19 protein-coding genes are annotated in these 22,488 nt (G+C 73.9%); 14 read left to right on the plus strand and 5 right to left on the minus strand.

Features of this window, described 5'->3' with window-relative positions:
• Positions 1-64 precede the first annotated feature (64 nt).
• Complete coding sequence (locus OG294_RS13530; protein WP_327066734.1) at positions 65-682, minus strand: HNH endonuclease; 618 nt, start codon at positions 680-682, stop codon at positions 65-67.
• 380 nt (positions 683-1,062) lie between these two features.
• Between OG294_RS13530 and OG294_RS13535 the strand changes: the two genes are divergently transcribed.
• From OG294_RS13535 to OG294_RS13570, 8 genes are all read left to right on the plus strand, one after another.
• Positions 1,063-2,178, plus strand: coding sequence for a mechanosensitive ion channel family protein (locus OG294_RS13535; protein ID WP_442789156.1), 1,116 nt, complete (start codon positions 1,063-1,065; stop codon positions 2,176-2,178).
• A gap of 190 nt (positions 2,179-2,368) precedes the next feature.
• Positions 2,369-3,556 carry an ROK family transcriptional regulator gene (locus OG294_RS13540; RefSeq protein ID WP_327066735.1) on the plus strand — a complete coding sequence of 396 codons (1,188 nt, stop codon included), beginning with the start codon at positions 2,369-2,371 and terminating at the stop codon, positions 3,554-3,556.
• A 91-nt stretch (positions 3,557-3,647) separates the two neighbouring features.
• Positions 3,648-5,024 (plus strand): extracellular solute-binding protein, encoded by a 1,377-nt coding sequence (locus OG294_RS13545; RefSeq protein WP_327066736.1) that lies wholly within the window; start codon positions 3,648-3,650, stop codon positions 5,022-5,024.
• Positions 5,025-5,031: 7 nt separating this feature from the next.
• Positions 5,032-5,991 carry a carbohydrate ABC transporter permease gene (locus OG294_RS13550; protein WP_327066737.1) on the plus strand — a complete coding sequence of 320 codons (960 nt, stop codon included), beginning with the start codon at positions 5,032-5,034 and terminating at the stop codon, positions 5,989-5,991.
• 3 nt (positions 5,992-5,994) lie between these two features.
• A complete protein-coding gene (locus OG294_RS13555; protein WP_327066738.1) occupies positions 5,995-6,897 on the plus strand; it encodes a carbohydrate ABC transporter permease in 903 nt (300 codons plus the stop codon).
• A 1-nt stretch (position 6,898) separates the two neighbouring features.
• Complete coding sequence (locus OG294_RS13560) at positions 6,899-8,188, plus strand: family 4 glycosyl hydrolase (protein ID WP_327066739.1); 1,290 nt, start codon at positions 6,899-6,901, stop codon at positions 8,186-8,188.
• A gap of 80 nt (positions 8,189-8,268) precedes the next feature.
• Positions 8,269-9,339: an N-acetylglucosamine kinase gene (locus OG294_RS13565; protein WP_327066740.1), complete on the plus strand. Its 1,071-nt coding sequence runs from the start codon at positions 8,269-8,271 to the stop codon at positions 9,337-9,339.
• 150 nt (positions 9,340-9,489) lie between these two features.
• On the plus strand, positions 9,490-10,071 hold the full coding sequence (locus OG294_RS13570) for a TetR/AcrR family transcriptional regulator (protein WP_327066741.1): 582 nt from the start codon (positions 9,490-9,492) through the stop codon (positions 10,069-10,071).
• Positions 10,072-10,099: 28 nt separating this feature from the next.
• Here the strand turns inward: OG294_RS13570 and OG294_RS13575 are convergent, their stop codons facing one another.
• The 4 genes from OG294_RS13575 to OG294_RS13590 form a co-directional block, all read right to left on the minus strand.
• Positions 10,100-10,744 (minus strand): DedA family protein, encoded by a 645-nt coding sequence (locus OG294_RS13575; RefSeq protein WP_327066742.1) that lies wholly within the window; start codon positions 10,742-10,744, stop codon positions 10,100-10,102.
• A 67-nt stretch (positions 10,745-10,811) separates the two neighbouring features.
• Complete coding sequence (locus OG294_RS13580) at positions 10,812-11,432, minus strand: DUF4291 domain-containing protein (RefSeq protein WP_327066743.1); 621 nt, start codon at positions 11,430-11,432, stop codon at positions 10,812-10,814.
• A gap of 74 nt (positions 11,433-11,506) precedes the next feature.
• The gene (locus tag OG294_RS13585; protein ID WP_327066744.1) at positions 11,507-12,079 is read right to left on the minus strand and encodes a nucleosidase; all 573 of its coding nucleotides are present in this window, start codon (positions 12,077-12,079) and stop codon (positions 11,507-11,509) included.
• A gap of 69 nt (positions 12,080-12,148) precedes the next feature.
• Positions 12,149-13,171 carry a cytochrome c oxidase assembly protein gene (locus OG294_RS13590; protein WP_327066745.1) on the minus strand — a complete coding sequence of 341 codons (1,023 nt, stop codon included), beginning with the start codon at positions 13,169-13,171 and terminating at the stop codon, positions 12,149-12,151.
• 317 nt (positions 13,172-13,488) lie between these two features.
• Between OG294_RS13590 and OG294_RS13595 the strand changes: the two genes are divergently transcribed.
• The 6 genes from OG294_RS13595 (at position 13,489) to OG294_RS13620 (ending at position 22,482) form a co-directional block, all read left to right on the plus strand.
• Positions 13,489-14,886, plus strand: coding sequence for a hypothetical protein (locus tag OG294_RS13595; RefSeq protein ID WP_327066746.1), 1,398 nt, complete (start codon positions 13,489-13,491; stop codon positions 14,884-14,886).
• Between the two features lie 50 nt (positions 14,887-14,936).
• Entirely contained in the window at positions 14,937-15,902 is a 966-nt protein-coding gene (locus OG294_RS13600) for a glutamate ABC transporter substrate-binding protein (RefSeq protein ID WP_327066747.1), read from the plus strand.
• 98 nt (positions 15,903-16,000) lie between these two features.
• Complete coding sequence (locus tag OG294_RS13605) at positions 16,001-17,350, plus strand: hypothetical protein (RefSeq protein ID WP_327066748.1); 1,350 nt, start codon at positions 16,001-16,003, stop codon at positions 17,348-17,350.
• A 5-nt stretch (positions 17,351-17,355) separates the two neighbouring features.
• A complete protein-coding gene (locus OG294_RS13610; protein WP_327066749.1) occupies positions 17,356-19,884 on the plus strand; it encodes a serine/threonine-protein kinase in 2,529 nt (842 codons plus the stop codon).
• A gap of 4 nt (positions 19,885-19,888) precedes the next feature.
• A complete protein-coding gene (locus OG294_RS13615) occupies positions 19,889-21,082 on the plus strand; it encodes a PP2C family serine/threonine-protein phosphatase (protein ID WP_327066750.1) in 1,194 nt (397 codons plus the stop codon).
• 53 nt (positions 21,083-21,135) lie between these two features.
• On the plus strand, positions 21,136-22,482 hold the full coding sequence (locus tag OG294_RS13620) for a vWA domain-containing protein (RefSeq protein WP_327066751.1): 1,347 nt from the start codon (positions 21,136-21,138) through the stop codon (positions 22,480-22,482).
• The last annotated feature ends 6 nt before the right edge of the window (positions 22,483-22,488 follow it).

The raw sequence follows: 22,488 nt of genomic DNA on the forward strand, positions 1-22,488 counted from the left end.
GGGCCGGTGGCGCGCTCGTCGATGCGCGCCACCGGCCCATGAGGCACCGTTCGGCCCTCGCTGGTCAGGCGGTGAGTGCCTCCGGGTGCTCACCGCGGTGGACGGGACGGGACCGGCCCAGCGGAACCGGTGCTCCCGCGTGATCGGTATGGTCGTGGTGTTCGAAGTCACGGAACTGGTCCGTGCCGCCGTACGGCTCCAGGTAGGGCCGCCAGCGCGGGTCCTTGATCCCGGTTCCGATGATGCGCCAGGCGAGCCCGCTGGGCGGGGCCGGTGGTCGCTTCATCCGCCACCCGAGCTCGGTCAGGTGGCGATCGGCCTTCATGTGGTTGCAGCGGCGGCAGGCCGCCACCACGTTCTCCCAGCGGTGCTGCCCGCCGCGGCTGCGCGGGATCACGTGGTCGACGCTGGTAGCGGCGGCCCCGCAGTAGACGCAGCGCCCGTGGTCTCGGGCGAACAGAGCGCGGCGGGTGAGAGGGACGGGCCCGCAGAACGGCACCCGGACGAACCGGGTGAGCCGGACCACGGAGGGCGCCGTAACGGCGCTGGTGGCGCTGTGCAGAGTGACACCCGAGTCCTCCAGGCTGACCGCCTTGTGGTTGAGGACGAGGATGAGGGCGCGGCGCGTCGATACGACGCCGAGTGGCTCGTAGGACGCGTTGAGGACCAGGACATGCGGCACGGATGCCTCCTTGGACGCCTGCGGCGCGTGGCTCGCGCCGGGACGAGCGGATGACCGCGCATCGCTGCGCGATCACCCCCAGTGTCGCCTTACGACTTTGTACGGCGCCACCACTACCGGGTAACGGCCCGAAGAGGCTTCGGTCATCGCCGGTCGTACTGATCTCTATGCCCAAGCGTGCGGCGCGCCGCACTCGAACGGTCCACCCGGCGCCGCTGAGCGGCCTACGAAGATCACCCGCCGGGACCCGCCGGTGGGGCGGGCGGCCGGCGGCGGGGGAAATCGGGGGCCCGCCCGGGCGCTAGGCTGAGTCGCACGGTCCGCGCGGGCGGCGTGTCCCGCGGGGCCGGCCGTGTGCCCGTCTGCAGGAAGGTTCCACCGTGAGCTGGTCCGGTCTCCCGGCCCTTCTCTCCGCGGCCCCCAGTCCGCCCGCCGAGACACCCGTCCTGCGGCTGCCCACCAGCGCCAGCGACGTGTCGGACAGCACCCGGCAGGCGGCCTCCTGGCTCGACACCAACTGGCAGAGCTGGGTCGAGGGCGCGGTCCGGATCGTCATCATCGTGGTGCTCGCGCTGCTGCTCAGAGCCGCGGTGCGCAAGCTGATCTCGCAGTTCATACACCGTATGACCCGCGAACCGCAGGGTGACGAGGACGGGCCCAGCCGGCTGGGCGGACTGCTCGTCAACACCGAGCGGCGCCAGCAGCGCTCGGCCGCGATCGGCTCGGTGCTGCGCAGCGTGGCCTCGTTCACCATCATGGGCACCGCCGCGCTGATGGTGCTCTCGGCGCTCGGCATGGACCTCGCACCGCTGCTGGCCAGTGCCGGTGTGGCCGGTGTGGCGATCGGTTTCGGCGCCCGCAACCTGGTGACGGACTTCCTCTCCGGGGTCTTCATGATCATGGAGGACCAGTACGGCGTCGGGGACGAGATCGACACCGGCGTGGCCACCGGCACCGTGCTGGAGGTGGGCCTGCGGGTGACCAAGCTGCGCGGCGCGAACGGCGAGATCTGGTACATCCGCAACGGCGAGGTGAAGCGGATCGCCAACATGAGCCAGGGCTGGTCGACCGCCACCGTGGACGTCCAGGTGGGCTACCGGGAGCCGCTCGACCGGGTGACCGAGCTGATCCTGCAGACCGCCGAGCAGTTCGCCAAGGAAGCGCCCTGGGACGAGGTGCTCTGGGACCCGGTGGAGGTGCTGGGCGTGGAGTCCGTCGCCTCCGACACCGTGGTGCTGCGGGTGCAGGCCAGGACCATGCCGGGCAAGGCGGTCCTGGTCACCCGGGGTCTGCGCCAGCGGCTCAAGACCGCCTTCGACGACGCCGGCATCAAGCTGAAGGAGGAGGTCGCCGCGCCGATCCCCGCGCCGGCCGCCCCGGCGGACGCGTTGCCGCCCTCCGCGCTGGCCGACCCGGCCTCGGCCCGTTCGCTGGCCGCCCGGCCGATACCGGCGCCCACGCCGGAGGAGCAGCAGGCCTTCGGCAAGCTGCCCTAGCTGGCGCCCGCTCCGCCCAGCAGCCCCACGACCCACCCGGGTCGCGGGGCTGCCGCGTTTTCCGCGGCCCAGGGTCGCGAGAGTCGCCGAAGTCATTGACAGCCGGGGAGGAACTGTTAGTAAAGTTTCCAATCATCGGGAGCGCCACCACCCCCGCACCGACCACGGCCGATGGAGGAGGATCAAGCTCGTGACCGACACCACCAGCACCCCCCGCCCCGGCACTCCCAGCCGACTGCGAGCCATCAACGACCGGGCGGCGCTCGACCTCCTGCTTGAACACGGCCCCCTGTCCCGGACCAGGATCGGGGCGCTGACCGGGCTCTCCAAGCCCACCGCCTCCCAGCTGCTGGCCCGCCTGGAGGCGGCCCACCTGGTCGTCCCGGTGGGCACCAGCGCGGGCGGCCCCGGGCCCAACGCGCAGCTGTACCAGCTCAATCCGGCGGCCGGCTACGTGGCGGGGCTGGACGTGACCACCACCCACGTCCGCTTCGCGGTGGCCGACATCACCGGCACCACCCTGGCCGAACACCTGCTGCCCACCCCCGGACGGCAGGCCGCCGGCACCGTCGACCGGGTCGCCGAGGGGCTCGCCGAGACGGTGCGCCAGGCCGGTCTGCGGCCCGGCTGCCTGAGCGAGATCGCGATCGGCACCCCCGGCGCGCTCGACCCGGCCACCGGCAAGCTGCGCTACGCCGCCCACCTGCCCGGCTGGCACTCCCCCAGGCTGGCCGAGGAGCTGCGCGCGGCGCTCGGCGCGCCGGTGGCGATCGAGAACGACGTCAACCTCGCCGCGGTGGCCGAGCGGGCGCTCGGCTCGGCCCGCGGCTGCGCGGACTTCGTGCTGCTCTGGGCCGAGGAGGGCATCGGCGCCGCGATCACCATCGGCGGCCGGCTGCACCGCGGCTTCACCGGCGGCGCCGGCGAGGTCGGCTACATGCCGGTGCCCGGCGCACCGGTGGTCCGCAACGTCCGCCGGGAGAACTCCGGCGGCTTCCAGGAACTGGCCGGAGCCAACGCGGTCCTGGCCCTGGCCAAGCGGTACAAGCTGCCCGGCCGCACGGCCGAGGCGGCGGTCACCCGCGCCCTCGCCACCCCCGGCGCGGGCGAGGAGTTCCTGGCCGAGCTGGCCAACCGGCTGGCCACCGGTCTGGCGGCGATCGTCGCGGTGGTCGACCCCGAACTCGTCGTGCTCTGCGGCGGGATCCCGACCGCGGGCGGCGAGACGCTGCGCGAGCTCGTCCAGGAGGAGCTCACCGGCCTCGCGGTGCCGCGTCCCCGGCTGCTCAGCAGCACGGTGCCCGGCTCGCCGGTGCTGCACGGCGCGCTGCAGCTCGCCCTGACCGCCGCACGGGAGAGGGCCTTCACCACCGCCTGATCCGCCTCGTGACCCGCAACCGATCCACCGTCATGCCCGATGTCCGCGCACCCGCACTGCCTCCCCCCTTCCCCCGCCGGGGCGACGGGCGATGCCGCCCGCCCCCGTACTCCCAGGAGGACGCGTGTCCCAGATCCGCACCCACCGGCTCGCCGCCGCGGTGGCCCTCGGCGCGAGCGTCGCGCTGCTGGCCACCGGCTGCACCGGCACCGACTCCACCGGCACCGACCAGTCCGCCAACGGCAAGGACGTCACCATCACCTTCTGGCACGGCTGGAGCCAGGACAACGAGACCAAGGCGATCAACGCCAACATCGCCGCCTTCGAGCAGCTGCACCCGAACATCCACGTCAAGGTGGTCGCCAACGTCTCCGACGACAAGAGCGAGCAGGCGCTGCGGGCCGGCGGCTCCGACGCCCCCGACGTGGTCTCCTCCTTCACCACCGACAACGTCGGCGCGTTCTGCAACTCCAAGATCTGGATCGACCTCAACCCCCTGCTCAAGCAGGACAACATCGACCCGGCCGCCACCTTCCCCGCCCAGATGCTCAAGTACAGCCAGTTCGAAGGCGACCAGTGCTCGCTGCCGCTGCTCGGCGACGCCTACGGGCTCTACTACAACAAGAAGGCGTTCGCCGCCGCCGGGATCACCGCCCCGCCGAAGACCCTGAGCGAGTTCGACGCCGACGCGGTGAAGCTGACCGTCCCCAGCGGCGACGGCTACCAGCAGCTCGGCTTCATGCCCGACTACCACGGCTACGAGTCCTCTCCCGCACACTACTTGGGCCAGTGGGGCACCAGCTACTTCGGCCCGGACGGCAAGGCGGACCTGGCCACCGACCCGACGGTTGCCGACATGCTCGGCTGGCAGCGGAGCCTGGTGAACCAACTGGGCGGCTACGACAAGCTGGAGAAGTTCCGCACCACCTTCGGCGACGAGTTCAGCGCCAAGAACCCGTTCGAGACCGGCCAGGTGGCGATGGCGATCGACGGCGAGTGGCGGACCCAGTCGATCGCCGACGACAACGCCTCCGTCGACTGGGCCACCGCGCCCTTCCCGGTGCCCGACGCGCAGGCCGCCAGTTACGGCCGCGGCTACCTGACCGGCACCATCATCGGCATCGCCCGCAGCTCCCAGAAGCAGGCCGCCGCCTGGCAGTTGGTGAAGTACCTGACCACCGACACGGACGCGGTGGTGAGCTTCGCCAACGCGATCCACAACGTGCCCAGCACCATAGCCGCGCTCAACTCGCCCAAGCTGACGGCCGATCCGAACTTCAAGACCTTCCTGGACGTGGCTCGCAACCCCAACTCCTCGACCACGCCCGCCAGTATCAACGGCGGCGCCTACCAGGTGAGCCTGCAGAACTTCGCCTACGACGTGGAGAGCGGCAAGAAGACCGATCTGGCGGCCGGCCTCGCGGCCACCGACAAGGAGATCGACGACGCCGTGGCCCAGGCGAAGTGATCCCCCGATGGCCCTGACCAGCACACCCCGGCCCGCCGCACTGCGCCGCAAGCACCGCCGCGAAGCCTGGCGCACGCTCGCCTTCCTCTCCCCCTGGCTGCTCGGCTTCGGCTTCTTCTTCGCCTATCCGCTGCTCTCCACCGTGTACTTCTCCTTCATGAAGTACGACGGCTTCACCGCCCCCGTCTTCACCGGCCTGCGGAACTGGAACTACGTCCTGGGCCACTACCCCTTCTTCTGGCAGGGCCTGGGCAACACGCTCTGGCTGGTGGTGGTGATGGTCTCGCTGCGGGTCGTCTTCGGTCTGGGCGTCGGCCTGCTGATCACCAAGGTGAAGAGCGGCGCCGGCTTCTTCCGCACCGCGTTCTACCTGCCCTACCTGGCCCCGCCGGTGGCCGCCACGATCGCCTTCGCGTTCCTGCTCAACCCGGGCACCGGGCCGGTGAACCACGCGCTGGGCCGGCTCGGCCTGCCGCAGCCCGGCTGGTTCAACGACCCCGGCTGGTCCAAGCCGGCCCTGACCCTGCTCGCGCTGTGGGGCATCGGCGACCTGATGGTGATCTTCCTGGCCGCCCTGCTGGACGTCCCCCAGGAGCAGTACGAGGCGGCCGAGTTGGACGGCGCCGGGGCCTGGCAGAAGTTCCGCTTCGTCACCGTCCCGCACATCTCGCCGATCGTGGTCTTCGCGGTGGTGACCGGCGTGATCCAGACGATGCAGTACTACACCCAGGCGATCGTGGCCGGGAAGGTGGCCAGCGGTGTGATCGGCGGCTCCGGCGAGCAGTTCGAGCCCGGCTACCCGCGCGGCTCCACCTGGACGCTGCCGCAGATGGTCTACAACCTCGGCTTCCAGCGCTTCGACACCGGCTCGGCCTGCGTGGTGGCCCTGATCCTCTTCGCCATCTCGATGGCCTTCACCAGTCTGTTGCTGCGCCGTCGGGCCGGCTTCGTGACCAGCGAGGACTGACCCATGGCCGTGACCTCCTCCCCCAGCCTGGGCCGGCCGCTCGACGCGCCCGCCCGCACCACCGCGCACCGCACCGCCCGCCGCCGCGCCGCCCTGCACTGGGTGGCCGTGCACACCACCGCGATCGCCGCCGCGCTCTTCTTCCTGCTGCCCTTCCTCTTCGTCTTCCTCACCTCGGTGATGTCGGACCGCCAGGCCCTGACCACCGACTACTGGCCGCAGCACTGGGACTGGGGCAACTACGTCAAGGTGTGGCGGACCCCGGGCTTCCTGACCTGGTGGCGCAACACCCTGGTGTACGCGGTCGCCGGGACGGTACTGACCGTGGTCTCCAGCCTGCCGGTCGCCTACGCGCTGGCCCGGTTCCGGTTCCGCGGCCGCAACCTGGCCCTGATGGCGGTCATCTCGATGATGATGCTGCCGCCCCAGGTGACGGTCATCCCGATGTACCTGTTCTGGGCCAAGCAGATGCACCTGACCGGCACGCTCTGGCCGCTGATCATCCCGATGGCCTTCGGCGACGCCTTCACCATCTTCCTGCTGCGGCAGTTCCTGCTGACCATCCCCAGGGAGTACACCGAGGCGGCCCGGGTGGACGGCTGCGGGGAGCTGCGGACGCTGCTGCGGGTGATCCTGCCGATGGCCCGCCCGGCCATCGCCGCCGTCGCCCTGTTCCAGTTCTTCTACTGCTGGAACGACTACTTCGGGCCGCAGATCTACGCGAGCGAGAACCCCGGTGCCTGGACGCTCTCCTACGGCCTGGAGTCCTTCAAGGGCGCGCACCACACCAACTGGAACCTGACCATGGCGGCCACCCTGCTGATCATGGCGCCCGTCATCGTTCTCTTCTTCTTCGCTCAGAAGGCCTTCATCGAAGGCGTCACACTCACAGGGGTCAAGGGCTGATATGTCTCTCAAACTCGCCATCGTCGGCGGCGGTTCCACCTACACGCCCGAACTCATCGACGGCTTCGCCCGGTTGCGCGACCGGCTGCCGATCGGCGAGCTGGTGCTGATCGACCCGGCCGCCGAGCGGCTGGAGCTGATCGGCGGCCTGGCCCGGCGGATCTTCGCCAAGCAGGGTCACCCGGGCACCATCACCACGACCCAGGACCTGGACGCCGGCGTGGCCGACGCGGACGCCGTCCTGCTGCAGCTGCGGATCGGCGGGCAGGCGGCCCGCGGCGAGGACGAGACCTGGCCGCTGGAGTGCGGCTGCGTGGGCCAGGAGACCACCGGCGCGGGCGGGTTGGCCAAGGCGCTGCGCACCGTGCCGGTGGTGCTGGACATCGCCGAGAAGGTCCGCCGGGCCAACCCGGCGGCCTGGATCGTGGACTTCACCAACCCGGTGGGCATCGTCACCCGGGCCCTGCTGGAGGCCGGCCACAAGGCCGTGGGCCTGTGCAACGTGGCGATCGGGTTCCAGCGCAAGTTCGCCGCCCACCTGGGCGTGGCACCGGAGTTGATCCGCCTGGACCACGTCGGGCTGAACCACCTGACCTGGGAGCGCGGCGTCACGCTGCTGGACGCTCCCGGCGCGGCCGGCGGGCGCGAGGTGCTGCCGGAGCTGCTCGGCGGCTTCGGCCCGCAGATCGCCGAGGACCTGCTGCTGCCGCTGCCGGTGATCCAGCGGCTCGGCGTGGTGCCCTCGTACTACCTGCGCTACTTCTACCAGCACGACCAGGTGGTCCAGGAGCTGCGCGAGAAGGGCTCGCGGGCCGGCCAGGTGGCCGCGATCGAGCGCGAGCTGCTGACCATGTACGCGGACCCGGCGCTGGACACCAAGCCCGAGCTGCTCGCCGAGCGCGGCGGCGCCTTCTACTCGGAGGCTGCGGTGCAGCTGCTCGCGGCGCTGCTCGGCACCGGCGGGGTGGCGCACGACGTGCAGGTGGTCAACACCCGCAACGACGGGATCCTGCCCTTCCTGCCGGACGAGGCGGTGATCGAGGTGCCCGCCGAGGTCGGTGCGGGCGGCGTGACCGCGCTGCCGCAGCGCCCGGTGGAGCCGCTCTACCGGGGCCTGATCGCGGCCGTCACCGCCTACGAGGAGCTGGCCCTGGCCGCGGCCCTGAAGGGCGGCCGGGACCGGGTCTTCGACGCCCTCCTCGCGCACCCGCTGGTGGGCCAGCTCGACCTGGCCGAGCAGCTGACGGACCGCCTGCTGGCGCACAATCGCCAGCACCTGGACTGGGCCTGACCGGCCGAAGGCCCGAGCGCCACCTGACACCCAGCCCCGGCCGGACCGGCCGGGGCCCCACGTACGAGCCCGGGGGCCCGATGGAGCACCACCAGCTGGAACCAGACCCGACCCTTGCCGAGGGAGCCGGGGGAGCCGGCCCCGCCGCCGTGCTCGCGATCGACGCCGGCAACAGCAAGACCGACGTCGCCTTCGTGGCCGCGGACGGCCGGCTGCTCGGCACCGCCCGGGGCGGCGGCTTCGCCCCGCAGCTGACCGGGCCCGAGGCGGCCGTCGCCGCGCTCGCCCCGCTGGTCGCGGCGGCGGCCGAACAGGCCGGCCCCGCCCTCGCCCCCGGCGCGCCGGTCCAGCACCTCCACGCCTGCCTGGCCAACGCCGATCTCCCTATCGAGGAGGAGCGGCTGGAGCGGGCGCTGGCCGCGCACGGCTGGGGCCGCACGGTCGCGGTCGCCAACGACACCTTCGGCCTGCTGCGGGCCGGCACCGACAGCCCGCGCGGGGTGGCCGTGGTCTGCGGCGCCGGGATCAACTGCGTGGGCCTGCTGCCGGACGGCCGCACCGCGCGCTTCCCGGCGCTCGGCCAGCTGACCGGCGACTGGGGCGGCGGCGGCGGGCTCGCCGCCGAGGCGATGTGGCACGCGGCCAGGGCCGAGGACGGCCGCGGGCCCGCCACCACGCTGACCGGTGCGATCGCCGCGCACTTCGCGCTGCCCGGCGCCAATGCGGTGGCAGCCGCGATGCACCTGGGCGAGCTGGCCCGGGAGCGGCTGCACGAGGTCGCCCCGCTGATCTTCGACTGCGCGGCCGAGGGGGACGCCACCGCGCTGGAGCTGATCGACCGCCAGGCCGAGGAGATCAGCCGGCTGGCCTTCGTCGCACTCGGCCGCCTGGAGCTGCTCGGCGAGCCCACCCCGCTGGTGCTCGGCGGCGGGGTGCTGGCGGCCGGGCACCCGCTGCTGCTGGACAACCTGACCGAGCGGCTGCACACCCTCACCCCGTGGGCACAGCCGCGGATCGTCACCGCGCCGCCGGTGCTGGGCGCGGCACTGCTCGGCCTGGACCGGCTGGCGGCCGAGGGCCTGGGCGGCGGCCCCGGCGCCCAGCAGCGGCTGCGCGAGGCGTACGGCAGCCCGGCGGCGATGGCCGCCTGAGGCCGGGCCCGACGTCAACCGGCGGCGCCGGCCGGGGTGGTGGGAGTCGGCGCCGCCGGTGCACCCAGGGCCGGCGCCCTGCCGCTCGGGGTGGCCATCCGGGAGGCACCGTTCTTGCACCTGTACCTACTGGTAGGTACGATATCGGGCGTGAGTACCTCGGAGCGCCTCATCGAAAGCACCCGCGAACTGCTCTGGGAGCGCGGCTACGTCGGCACCAGCCCCAAGGCCATCCAGCAGCACTCGGGCGTGGGCCAGGGCAGCATGTACCACCACTTCGACGGCAAGCCCGACCTGGCGCTCGCCGCGATCACCCGCACCGCCGAGGAGATGCGCGCCAAGGCGGCGCTGGAGCTCGACGCCCCCGGCAGCGCCCTGGACCGCCTGGCGGTCTACCTGCGCCGGGAGCGGGACGTGCTGCGGGGCTGCCCGGTCGGGCGGCTCACCCAGGACCCCGAGGTGATGGCCGATGCCACGCTGCGCGGGCCGGTCCGGGAGACCTTCGGCTGGTTGCGCGGCCGGCTCGCCGGGCTGCTGGCCGAGGGCCGCGAGCGCGGCGAGTTCGACCCGTCGCTCGACCCGGTCGCCACCGCCTCCACCATCGTCGCGGTGCTCCAGGGCGGCTACGTGCTGGCCCGCGCCGCCGACTCCACCGAGCCGTTCACCGAGGCCGTCGACGGCGTGCTCGGTCTGCTCGCCGCCCAGGCCCGGCCGGGTGCCCAGGCCTCCTGAGCCCGCCCGCGGCCCGCTCGCCCGCCGGCTACTCCGATCGCTCGCCGGCCCGCGCGGCCGGCTCGTCCGCCTCGCGCCGGTGCCGGCGCCAGAGCCAGATGCCCAGCGCCAGCACCACCAGCGCCCCGACCACCACCGCCGCCACCGTGCCGACCAGGTGCTCGACCCGGGCGTACGCGCTGCCCGCCGCGAAGCCGAGCAGGGTGAAGCCGACGCCCCAGAGCGTGCCGCCGGCCACGTTGAAGACGGCGAACCGCTTGTAGGGCATGTGCGAGGCGCCGGACAGGGTCGGCACCAGGGCGCGGAAGAGCGCGACGAAGCGGCCGAAGAAGACCGCCGCGGGGCCCTTCTCCCGGATGAAGCCGCGAGCCCGGTCGAGCTTGCCCTTGTGCCGCAGCGCCGGCCCGGTCTCCAGCAGCCGGGGCCCGAAGTACCGCCCGACCGCGTAGCCGACGGTGTCGCCCAGGATCGCCGCCAGCACCACGACCAGCATCATCAGCGGCAGGTCCACCCCGCGGTGGGCGGCCGCGATGGTGCCGCCGAGGACCGCCGCGGTCTCGCCCGGCAGCACGAAGCCGACGAAGAGCGCGTCCTCGGCGAAGACCAGCGCCGCCACCACCGCGTACACCAGGGGCCCGGAGAGCCCGCCGAGCCAGTGGGTGATCGAGCCCATGGCCGCCGCTCCTTCCGCGTCGTGTCCCTCCCCACCGTACGCGGTGCCCCGCGCGGCGCAGCCGGGCTCAGCAGAGCCGCAGTTCCCGGGCGGTCGACTCGGCGGGCCGCGGGTAGGGCGCCTCGGCGGGCAGCAGCGCGGCGGCGCCCGCCCGGTCGCCGGAGCGCACCAGCCGGTGCACCTCGTGGGCGAGCGGCGTCACGTCGCGCACCGAGCGCAGCCAGTGGTCCGCGTAGTCGCGGGTGGCCCGCCCGGCCAGGCCCAGCTGGAGCGAGCGGAAGGGCAGCGCGGTGAAGTCCAGGTCGCGCTCCGGGTCCCACTGCACCCGCACGGTGGTCTCGCGCAGCCGGGCCGCCCAGGCCACGCGGTCGGGGTGCACGTCGCGGTCGTAGTGCGACAGGCAGGCCTGCGCGAGGGCCGACTCGAAGCCCGCCCGGCTGATCTCCAGCGCCAGCACCACCTCCTGGCCCGGCTTGGTCCCCCAGCCGCAGCGGTACATCATCCAGCGGAAGCTCGGCTTGATCCAGGTCATCCTGCTCCGGCTCCAGGCGGCCGGGAACCGTCCGTCGCGCACCGCGGGCCCGCCGATCTCCGGCGGGTAGGCCTGGTAGACCGTCACCGTCCCTTCGGTGTACGCGGCCCTGATCTGCCGCTGCGGCGGCGCCGTCACCTGATCACTCGTCTGCACGGGGCCAGTCTGCCCCGCCCGGCCGGGCGGTCGCCGCCGGTTTTTGCGGACCCTCCGCCCGGTGGCCCCGTCCGTCAGAGGTGCTCGCCGACCCACTGCGCGAGCCGCCGGGCGCAGCCGTCGACCGCCTCGCGCCAGACCTGGTCGGCACCCTCGCCGGCCTGGTCGCTGACGTACTTGACCAGCCGCACCGGCACATCCGCGCGCCGGGCCGCCTCCACCAGCGCGTAGCCCTCCATGTCGACCAGGTCGGCCTCGGCGGCCAGCCGCTCGCGGGCCGCGGAGTCGGAGACGAAGAGGTCACCGGTGGCCAGGGTGAGGCCCTCGGCGGCCAGCGTGAGGGGGCCGCCGTAGCTGCGGCCGGTGAGCGTGTGCAGCACCTCGGTGTCCAGGTCGTGCTGGAGCACCGTGCCGATCTCGTGGAACCGCCCGTCCAGGCCGGGCCGCAGCGCGCCCGCGGTGCCCAGATTGATCACCTGGCTCGGGTGCGGGCCGCCCGCCAGCACGGCGGTCAGCGCGGCGGCGGCGTTCACCTTGCCGATGCCGGTGAGCAGCACCGGCAGCTCCTGGTCCAGGTGCGCGGCCTCCTCGGGCACGGCCAGGACGAGGAGCGGGCGGTCAGGGGCGACGGTTCCGATCAGCTGCATGCTGCCGATCGTAGTCAGCCGCCGCGGGCCGCCCGCCCCGGCGTCCGGGCGGCGTCCGCCCCGCGGCGCTCAGCTCTCCGCGCCGTAGCGGTGCTTCAGGTTGGGGTCGTCGAGCCACCACGGGCGCAGGCCCACCTCGCCGTCCCCCACCGCGGCCGTCGCCTCGGCGCCCTGGGTCGCCGCGGCGGCGAGGGCCGCCTCGTACTGCGCGTCCAGCTCCGCGTCCACCGCCGCGGTCTCCTCGCGCCCCAGCACGATCATGCGCCGGACCAGCGCGCAGATGAACGGCAGGCCCACCAGGTCGCCCAGCACCCAGAGGCTGTTGCCGCCCCAGGTCTGGTCCTGGGCGATGCTCGGGCCCCACGGGCGGGCCAGCGTCACGTAGTAGTGCTCGGCGACGATGTGGCCGCCGTAGATGAGCACGATGCCCAGGGCCGCGTCGAAGATCACCTCGGCGAAGGTGATGAAGAGTCCGACCAGGTGCGGGTACTCGTGCCCGACCGGGTCGATCTGCAGGCGCGGCCAGAAGTACGCCAGCCCGAGCAGCACCAGCGACACGTGCAGTCCGATGTTCCAGGCCCCGCTGCTGAGCGACTTCTCGTACCAGGGCGTGAAGTAGAGCAGCCAGGGCGGCGCCATCAGCAGCGCGGTCGAGACGGCCGGGAACATCAGCACCTTGGACGGCCGGCTGCGCAGTGCCCGCAGGATCCGCTCCCGCCACACCGGCGAGGCGCTCTCGGCGAGCAGCGAGACCGGCGCGCCGAGCGCGAGGAAGAGCGGGACCAGCATCAGCAGCAGGACCACCTGCACGGCCCGGTCGGTGAACAGGATCCGCTCGTAGACGCCCAGGCCCGAGCAGGTGGCCCAGACCCAGAGCAGCAGTCCGCCGAGGAAGGCCAGCGTGCGGGTGGGCTGCCAGCGGGTGCCGGACCGGGCCAGCTTCCGCACGCCCAGCAGGTACCCGCCGCCGAGCAGCACGGCCAGCGTCAGCACCACCGGCTCGGCGGTCCACGAGGTGGCCAGGTCGGCCCACTGCCAGGGCGGCGGCCCGTGGTAGCCGGCCGCCGTGGTCAGGACTGCTGTGCTCTGCATCGTTCGCGCTCCATGCTCCGCCGGGGTGCGGCGGTTCCCGAGCCATCATGGCCGACCGGAAGACGATCACGGTCGGCGGGGCACCGTGTCGCGGGCCCGGCAAGATCCGTAAGGGAGGGTCCGAACCCCTCCCCCGCCGGGGCCGGAACCGCATAAGGTGCCCCTCGCGTCTTGGACCTGCCGGGGCCGCCCGGGAAGCCACAGATGCGTCACAACTGCAGCACACGTCACGTGTGGCCGTCGGACCTGATGGCCATACTGCTGGCAACGGGCCGCTCCCCGATCGTCGGGGCGGCCCACCGGGGAGGGTGGGGCAGGTGGCGACACCAGCGCAGACGGCGGCTCGGCCGCCGGGGCAGGGCGGCGGCGCGCCGCCGTCACGGCCCGGGCAGGCTCCGGGGCAGCAGCCGGCCACACCCGGCCGGCCCGCGGCCGCACCGCGCCCGCGGCGGCGCGACCGGTGGCGGGCGGCGGCCGACAGCGCCCCGGGCCGGCTGCGGCTGGCCTCGGTCGGCCTGGTCGTCCTGGTGCTCGGCTTCGGCGCGCTGACCGGCTGGCAGCTGACCGGTCGCAGCCAGGCCGCCGACCGGCTGGTCACCCGCAGCCAGCCGCTGAGCCAGCAGGCGGCCGAGATCCACCGTTCGCTCGCGGACGCCGACACCACCGCTGCCGCCGGCTTCCTGCTGGCCGGCAGCGAGCCGCCACAGGTGCGCCAGCGCTACCAGGACGACCTCGCGAGCGCCGCCCGGCTGCTCAGCCAGGCCGCCGCGCAGAGCGGCGGATCCGCCCAGGCGCAGGCCTCGATCAGCCTGCTCAACCAGCAACTGCCCGTCTACTCCGGCCTGGTGGAGACGGCGCGGACCGACGACCGGCAGGGCCTGCCGCTCGGCGCGGCCTACCTGAGCTACGCCTCCACCTCGATGCAGACCCAGCTGCTGCCGGTCGCCCAGCAGCTCGCGGACGCCGAAGCGGCCCGGCTGGGCCAGGACTACGCCGATGCGCGGGCCACCCCCTGGGCGGCCTACGCGCTCGGGGTCCTGGTGCTGGCCGCGCTGTTCTGGTGCCAGCTGCGGCTCTTCCGGCGCACCAACCGGATCTTCAACCCCGGGCTGCTGACCGCCACGGCGGCGGTGCTGGTCACCCTTCTCTGGCTGACCGGCGGGATGCGGGCGGCCGACTCGGCGCTGGCCGACAGCCTCGAGCACGGCGCGACCCCGCTCCAGGCGCTCGACCTGGCCCGGAGCGATGCGCTGCGGGCCCGCACCGCGGAGAACCTCAACCTGGTCGCCCGCGGCTCCACCACCCAGTACGCGACCCAGTGGACCGGCGCGGTGAAGGACGACAGCACGGCGCTGGCCGCCGCCCAACTGCTGGCTCCGCAGAGCGCGGCGAGCGCCATCGGGGCCGCCCGCGACCAGTTCGCGCTCTGGACGCAGCGGCACGACGCGGCCGACGCCAAGAACAACGCCGGCGACTACCAGGGCGCGCTGGACGCCACCGTGGGCACCGGCGCGGACAGCACCCAGCCGGTCTACCAGGAGCTGGACCAGCACCTCGCGGACGCCGTCAAGGTCGAGCAGGCCGACTTCCTGAGCGCGGCACAGCGAGGACGGGACGCCACCACGACCGTCGTCCCCGCCGCGAGCCTGCTCACCCTGCTCGCCGCGGCCGGCGTGCTGCGCGGCCTCGGCCGGCGTCTGGCGGAGTACCGATGAGCACCGGACCCACGAGCCGACCCACGAGCCTACCCATGAGCGGAGCACCGATGACCAGGGGACACCTGCCGCGGCGGGCCCGCACCCTGCTGCTCGCCACCGCCCTGCTCGCCCCGCTCACCCTCGCGGGCGCGGCCTCGGGCGCCCCCGAGCGGCCCGCGGCGCTGGCGGCAGCGGCCGGACCCGGCGTGCGGGCCGATGCCGCGGCCGGCGCCCCGGACTGCGACCCGACCAAGAGCCTGCCGCCGAGCAGCAGCGACAGCGGCCCGGCCGTGAGCGCGATCCGCAAGCGCGGCGTGCTGATCGCCGGCGTCGACCAGAACAACTACCACTGGGGCTTCCGCGATCCGGCCACCGGGCAGTTGGAGGGCTTCGACATCGACCTCGTGCGCGCGATCGCGCAGGCGATCCTGGGCGATCCGGACAAGGTCCAGTTCAAGACGGTGCCGACCGCCGACCGGGTGCAGGCCGTCCAGAGCGGTGAGGTCGACCTGGTGGCGCGCACCATGACGATCACCTGCGACCGGCTCGCCGACGTCGCCTTCTCCACGGTGTACTTCCAGGCCGGCCAGCAGGTGGTGGTGCCGAAGGCGGCCGGGGCGAAGAGCATCGACGACGCCCTGAAGGGGAAGAGGGTGTGCGTGTCGAGCTCCTCCACCGCACAGGACGAGCTCCACCGGAACCCGCGCGGTGCGGCGGCGGTCAAGGTGGTCGGCAACGACCTCGACTGCCTGGTGCTGATGCAGCTCGGGCAGGTGGACGCCACCTTGACGGACAACGCGATCGCGGTCGGCCAGGCCGCCCAGGACCCGACGGTGCAGGTGATCGGACCCGCCATCACCAATGAGCCCTACGGGATCGCGATCGCGAAGAACGCCCCCGACCTGGTGGCCCGGGTCAACCAGGTGCTGGCCGACTACCGCAGCGGCGGCGGCTGGCAGGCGAGCTACGACCGGTGGCTCGCCGCCTACCTCGGCCCCTCCGCGGGCCCGCCGCCGGCCCACTACCTGCCCTGATGGCGACCTGCCTGACGGCTCACCAGGCGCCGGGTGGAGACTGATCCGGACAGGAACGCCGAACCAGAACACGACTGCTGACCTGAGGAGAGAAGGGCGTGGCGTTGACAGGATCCGCTGGCCCGGTGCTGAGCCGGGAGGAGGTGGACCGCGAGCTGGCCCGGCTGAGCGCCGAGCGCGAGGCCGTCGAGGCCGCGCTGCTCGCGCTCCAGGACCACCCTGGCCGGCGCCTGCTGGAGGGCGCGGCCCTGTCCGGGCGCACCGAGGAGCGGTGGGCGGTGGCCGCACCGGGGCTCGCCCTGCTGTGGGCCTTCTTCGACCGCTACTCCGAGGCGCTGGCCGCCGCCCGTGCGGTGCGCTCGCGCCGGGTGCGCCCGAGTTCGCCCGAGCTGGCCGAGCTGACCGAGCTGCTGCGCGGCCGGGCGGTCACCGTCTCGGGCGGCCAACTGCCCGACGTGGCCCGGCAACTGGCGGGCCCGGCCCGGCTGGTGGAGCAGATCAGCCTCACCGAGCTGATGGACCGGATGAACAGCTGGTACGCCACCGTGCTGGAGGTGGTCAACGCCGCCGACGCGGTCTGGTCCGCGCTGCCGGCCCGGATCGATCTGCTGCTGGCCGAGCTGCGCCGGGTGTCCTCGCTGGCCGGCTCGGTCGGCGTGCGGCCCGGCGCGCACCCGCTCGGTGACGAGCTGACCCGGCTGGAGCAGGGGTTGAGCGCACTGCGGGCCGAGGTGCTGGCCGATCCGCTGGCGCTGTGGCGCCCGGCCCGGGTGCCCGCGCAGCGCGGCCGGGAGACCAGCACCGAGCTGAGCCTCGCGCAGGCCGGCGCGGCCGGCGTGGTGGACACCGAGCGGTTCGACCGGGCGGGCCGGGCGCTGGACAGCGTCCGGGTCGAGCTGGAGCAACTGCTGCGGCTGCGCGACGAGGCCACCGAGCGGCTGCACCAGGTCGGCGACCTGCTGCGGCGCGCGGACGCCACGCTGGGCGAGGCCCGGCAGGCCCGCGGCGAGGTGCTGGCCAAGATCGCGGCCACCGAGGTGCCGGCCGTGCCGGGGCCGCTGGCGGCGCTGCGCGACGGCGTGCACCAGGCGGCGGAGCTGCGCCAGAGCGGGCAGTGGCACCGGCTGGCGCCGCTGCTGGACGCCCTGGAGGAGCAGGCCGCCCAGGAGCTGACCCGGGCCCGGCAGTCGCTGACCGAGGTGACCGCGCCGCTGGCGGTGCGCGCCGAGCTGCGCGGGCGGCTGGACGCCTACAAGGCGATGGCGGCCAGGCTCGGGGTGGCCGAGGACCCCGAGGTGATCGAGCGGTACGAGAAGGCCCGGTGGCTGCTGTGGAGCGCGCCGTGCGATCTGCGCGCGGCAGCCGCCGCGGTGGCCAGGTTCCAGCAGGCGCTGCGTCCGGCGGCGGCGCCGCAGGACGCCCGGCGGTACGACGGACAGGGGGATTGAGAGCCATGGGCGAAGCATGTGTGCGGCCGGACTGCTCCGGCGGGGTGATCGACGAGGACGGCTACTGCACCGAGTGCGGCCTGGCGCCGCAGGCGGTACCGGCCGCCAGGGCCGGTACCGGTGCGGCCAAGACCGCCGGCGCGGTGGCCGCCGGGCCCGGCTCGCCCTGCGGGCGTCCCGGCTGCTCGGGCACCATCGACGCGGACGGGTTCTGCGACGAGTGCGGCCTGGCCCCCGTGACGGGCGGATCGGCCCCGGTCCCGGCGCCCGCCGCCGGCTCGGGCGGCGCCGACTCCTCCTCGGTGCGCTCGATACCCTCCAGCCGCACCGGCTCGCGTTCGATGTCGGGCCGCTCCCGCTCGCACCGCTCCACCCGCACCGGCACCCGCGGCTCGGTCTCGGTGCGCAGCAGCAAGTCCACCGGCACCTCGGGCAGCCGCAGCCGGCTGGGCGCCGGCCTGGTGACGGTGCCTCCGGTGCCGCGCGCCGACCCGGCCCAGGCCGTGCTGGAGAACCCGGAGGTCCCCGAGCGCAAGCGGTACTGCAGCAGTTGCGAGCGTCCGGTGGGCCGGGAGAAGAACGGCCGCCCGGGCCGCCCGGACGGCTTCTGCACCAACTGCGGCACGGCGTACTCGTTCACCCCCAAGCTGCGCCACGGCGACCTGGTGGGCGGCCAGTACGAGGTGCTCGGCTGCCTGGCGCACGGCGGCCTGGGCTGGATCTACCTGGCGGTGGACCGCCGGGTCTCCGACCGCTGGGTGGTGCTCAAGGGCCTGCTGGACACCGGTGACGAGGACGCGCTGGCGGTGGCGATCGCCGAGCGGCGCTTCCTCGCCGAGGTGGACCACCCGAACATCGTGCGCATCATCAACTTCGTCGAGCACCCGGACCTGGGCTCCGGCTCGGTCGACGGCTACATCGTGATGGAGTACGTCGGCGGCAAGTCGCTCAAGGACATCGCCAACGAGCGGCGCACGCCCGACGGGCGGCGCGAGCCGCTGCCGGTCGAGCAGGCCATCGCGTACGCGCTGGAGGCGCTGCCGGCGCTGGGCTACCTGCACGGCCGTGGTCTGGTCTACTGCGACTTCAAGATCGACAACGTGATCCAGAGCGAGGACTCGCTCAAGATCATCGACATGGGCGCGGTGCGCCGCTTCGACGACGACGGCCCGATCTACGGCACGGTCGGCTACCAGGCCCCCGAGATCGCCACCGACGGCCCCTCGCCCGCCTCCGACCTCTACACGGTGGCCCGCACCCTGGCCGTGCTCAGCTTCGACTTCCAGGGCTACAGCACCACCTGGGTGGACGAGCTGCCCGGCCCCGAAGAGGTGCCGGTCTTCGCCGAGTACGAGTCCTTCTACCGCCTGCTGGTGCGCGCCACCGACCCGGACCCCGGCCGCCGGTTCTCCTCCGCCGAGGAGATGGCCGATCAGCTCACCGGCGTGCTGCGGGAGATCCTGGCGCTCAAGGACGGCGGCCAGCGGCCCGCCCCGTCCACCCTGTTCGGCCCCGAACTGCGGGTGGTCGACACCGAGTTGGTGACCGACGGCGAGCCGACGGCGCCGGGCCGGCCAAGGCTGGCCGCACTCGACGCCGCAGCCGCCGCGCTCGCCCTGCCGGTGCCCCGGGTGGACCCGAACGACCCCAACTCCGGCTTCCTGGCCGCCCTGATGGCCACCCGGCCCGCCGACGTGCTCAGCGCGCTGCAGAGCGCGCCGGTCAACTCGGTGGAGCGCCGGCTGCGCGAGCTGCGGGCGCTGACCGAGCTGGGCCGGCACACCGACGCCGCCCAGGCGCTGGCCGAGCTGCAGTCCGACCACGCGGACGACTGGCGGGTGGTCTGGTACCGCGGCCTCTCCCAGCTGACGGCGGCAGGTCGAGCAGCGGGAGACACCGAGGGCACCGCGCAGTCCCGGGCGCTGGCCGAGGCCGCCGCCGAGGCCTTCGACGCGATCTACGACGCCTTCCCCGGTGAGGCAGCGCCCAAGCTGGCGCTGGCCGTCTGCGCCGAGCTGCTGGGCCGCGGCGAGGACGCGGCCGAGTTCTACCGCCTGGTGTGGACCTGCGACCACTCCTACGTCAGCGCCGCCTTCGGCCTGGCCCGGGTGAGCCTGGCGGCCGGCGACCGGGCCGGCGCGGTGCGCGTCCTGGAGTCGGTGCCGGAGACCTCCAGCCACTACACCGCCGCCCGGGTCGCGGGCATCCGCGCCCGGCTGCGGGAGCGCTCCGGCACCGAGCCGCTCGGCGCCGACCTGGCCGCCAGCTCGACCCAGCTGACCGCGCTCGGCCTGGACGACCGGCGGCGCGAGGAGCTCTCGGTGGAGGTACTGCACGCCGCGCTCGGCTGGACGCTGTCCGGCAGGCCCGGCGGCCCGGAGGTGACCGTGCTCGGGCACGGCGCCGTCGAGCGCGACCTGCGGTTCGCCCTGGAGCGGTCCTACCGCGTGCTGGCCCGGCTGGCCGAGCAGCCTGCCACCAGGATCGAGCTGGTCGAACAGGCCAACCGGACCCGACCGCGAACGTGGGTGTGAGCTGATGGATGATCAGAGGGTCTGCCCGTTCTGTGCCGAGCCGCTCGACGCCGAGGACGCCTTCTGCGGCGCCTGCGGACGCGCGCTGGCCGCACCCCCCGACCGTGCCCAGGCGCCGGGCTCCGCCGCGGCGGGCCCGGCGGCCGGGGAGCTCGACGACGTCGAGCTGCCGGCCCCGGACGGCTGCGTGCACTGCGGCTCGCCGCGGATCTCCGACGGCTACTGCGAGACCTGCGGGGGTGTCCAGCCGCGCCCGCGCGACCACCAGGAGCGCGAGCTGTCCGGAGTCGCCGGGGTGAGCGACCGGGGCGTGCGCCACCACCGCAACGAGGACGCCTTCGCGGTCGCGGCCACCTCGCTGCCGGGCGGCGAGAGCGCCCAGGTCGCGGTGGTCTGCGACGGGGTCTCCTCGGCCTCCCGGCCCGACGAGGCGTCCCAGGCCGCCGCCGACAGCGCCAGCGAGGCACTGCTGACCGCGCTGGAACACGGCCGGGTGCCGGAGCAGGCGATGCGCCAGGCGATCATGACGGCCGCCGAGGCCGTGGCCGAGCTGGGCCGCGACGGCTCCCGGCAGGTCGGGCGCAACGCCCCGGCCTGCACCTTCGTGGGCGCGGTCGCGGCGGCCGGGGTGGTCACGGTGGGCTGGGTCGGCGACAGCCGGGCCTACTGGATCCCGGACGACCGCACCGGCGCCGAGCCCTACCGGCTGACCGAGGACGACTCCTGGGCGGCCGGCATGGTGGCGGCGGGCCTGATGACCGAGGCCGAGGCCTACGCGGACGCCCGCGCGCACGCGATCACCGGGTGGCTGGGGGCGGACGCCGAAGAGGTCGAGCCGCACACCGTCGCCTTCACCCCGCACGTCCCCGGGGTGCTGCTGATCTGCACCGACGGGCTGTGGAACTACGCCGAGGCAGCCACCGAGCTGGCCGACCTGGTGCGCTTCGACGCCCGGCAGGACCCGCTGCGCGCGGCCCGGGCGCTGGTCGCCTTCGCGGTCGCGGCCGGCGGCCACGACAACATCACGGTGGCGCTGCTGCCGATCGTGCCCGACCCGGCCGGCGGCTACACCGACACCCTGCTCGACCTCCCGGTGATCACCGCGCCGGCCCCGTCCGAGCCACCGGCCGCCGTGCCCGCGCCCGCGCCGCCGGCCGCACCGCCGCTGCCGCCGCACCCCCCGCTCCCGCCGCGCTGACCACGCTCCCCGGCCATCCCCATCCCTTTTCCCCTCCTCAGGAGTCCACGGCCATGGCCAGTCTCGCCAAGTCCAACCTGCCCCGGTTCAGCACCGACATCTTCCAGAACGAGTACCTCGCCGAGGGTGCCCGCGAGGTCAACGCGATCGTCACCGTCACCGCCACCGGCGGCGGTACCACCGGCGGCCGGCCGCTGGGCGCCACCGACGGCGCGGCCGGCGCGGGCCAGAACGCGGCCGTGGTGCTGATGGTGGACTGCTCCGGCTCGATGGACTACCCGCCGACCAAGATGCGCAACGCCCGCGACGCCACCGCCGTGGCGATCGACACCGTGCGCGACGGCGTGGCCTTCGCGGTGGTGGCCGGCACCCACGAGGCCAAGGAGGTCTACCCGGGCGACGGCGGCCTGGCGATAGCGTCGAAGGCCACCCGGGAGGCGGCCAAGCAGTCGCTGCGCAAGCTCACCGCGGGCGGCGGCACCGCCATCGGCACCTGGCTGACGCTGGCCGACAGGCTCTTCCTGACCCGCCGTGACTTCGCCATCCGGCACGGCATCCTGCTCACCGACGGGCGCAACGAGCACGAGAAGCCGGAGGACCTGCAGCGCGTCCTGGAGCGGGTGAGCGGCCACTTCACCGCCGACTGCCGCGGGGTGGGGACGGACTGGGAGATCGCCGAGCTGCGCCGGATCTCCTCCGCGCTGCTGGGCACCGTCGACATCGTGGCCGAGCCCTCGGGGCTGGCGGACGACTTCCGCTCGATGATGGAGGCCGCCATGGGCAAGCAGGTCGCCGACGTGGCGCTGCGGGTCTGGACGCCGGCCAACGCGAGCGTCCGGTTCGTCAAGCAGGTCGCCCCGAACCTGGAGGACCTCACCGAGCGCCGGATCGAGGCCGGGCCGCGGGCCGGCGACTACCCCACCGGGTCCTGGGGCGACGAGAGCCGCGACTACCACGTCTGCGTGGAGGTCCCCGCGGCCGCGGTGGGCAACGAGATGCTCGCCGCCCGGATCTCGCTGGTGCTGCCGCAGCCCGACGGCAGCACCGAGGTGCTCTCCCAAGGGCTGGTCAAGGCGGTCTGGACCGACGACCTGTCCTCCTCCACCAGGATCAGCCCGCAGGTCGCGCACTACACCGGCCAGGCCGAGCTCGCCGAATCGATCCAGGAAGGCCTGGAGGCCCACCGGGCCGGGGATCTGGACCGGGCCACCGCCAAGCTGGGCGCCGCCGTCAAGCTGGCCCACCAGACCGGAAACGAGGGCACCTTCAAGCTTCTGCAGAAGGTGGTGGATGTGGTGGACCCGAAGGAGGGTACGGTTCGGTTCCGTAAGGATGTGAGCGAGGCCGACTCCATGACGCTGGAGACCCGCTCCACCAAAACCGTTCGTGTGAAGAAGTGACCTTTC

Source organism: Kitasatospora sp. NBC_01302 (genome assembly GCF_035976515.1).
In the GTDB taxonomy this organism is placed as follows: Bacteria; Actinomycetota; Actinomycetes; order Streptomycetales; family Streptomycetaceae; genus Kitasatospora.

Excerpts from the sequence above, each read along its gene's own strand:
- OG294_RS13560 (WP_327066739.1), top strand. The coding sequence starts at position 6,899 with ATGTCTCTCAAACTCGCCATCGTCGGCGGCGGTTCCACCTACACGCCC.
- OG294_RS13565 (WP_327066740.1), top strand. The coding sequence starts at position 8,269 with ATGGAGCACCACCAGCTGGAACCAGACCCGACCCTTGCCGAGGGAGCC.
- OG294_RS13555 (WP_327066738.1), top strand. The coding sequence starts at position 5,995 with ATGGCCGTGACCTCCTCCCCCAGCCTGGGCCGGCCGCTCGACGCGCCC.
- OG294_RS13620 (WP_327066751.1), top strand. The coding sequence starts at position 21,136 with ATGGCCAGTCTCGCCAAGTCCAACCTGCCCCGGTTCAGCACCGACATC.
- OG294_RS13590 (WP_327066745.1), bottom strand. The coding sequence starts at position 13,171 with ATGCAGAGCACAGCAGTCCTGACCACGGCGGCCGGCTACCACGGGCCG.
- OG294_RS13575 (WP_327066742.1), bottom strand. The coding sequence starts at position 10,744 with ATGGGCTCGATCACCCACTGGCTCGGCGGGCTCTCCGGGCCCCTGGTG.
- OG294_RS13615 (WP_327066750.1), top strand. The coding sequence starts at position 19,889 with ATGGATGATCAGAGGGTCTGCCCGTTCTGTGCCGAGCCGCTCGACGCC.
- OG294_RS13600 (WP_327066747.1), top strand. The coding sequence starts at position 14,937 with ATGACCAGGGGACACCTGCCGCGGCGGGCCCGCACCCTGCTGCTCGCC.
- OG294_RS13545 (WP_327066736.1), top strand. The coding sequence starts at position 3,648 with ATGCCGCCCGCCCCCGTACTCCCAGGAGGACGCGTGTCCCAGATCCGC.
- OG294_RS13585 (WP_327066744.1), bottom strand. The coding sequence starts at position 12,079 with ATGCAGCTGATCGGAACCGTCGCCCCTGACCGCCCGCTCCTCGTCCTG.
- OG294_RS13610 (WP_327066749.1), top strand. The coding sequence starts at position 17,356 with ATGGGCGAAGCATGTGTGCGGCCGGACTGCTCCGGCGGGGTGATCGAC.
- OG294_RS13550 (WP_327066737.1), top strand. The coding sequence starts at position 5,032 with ATGGCCCTGACCAGCACACCCCGGCCCGCCGCACTGCGCCGCAAGCAC.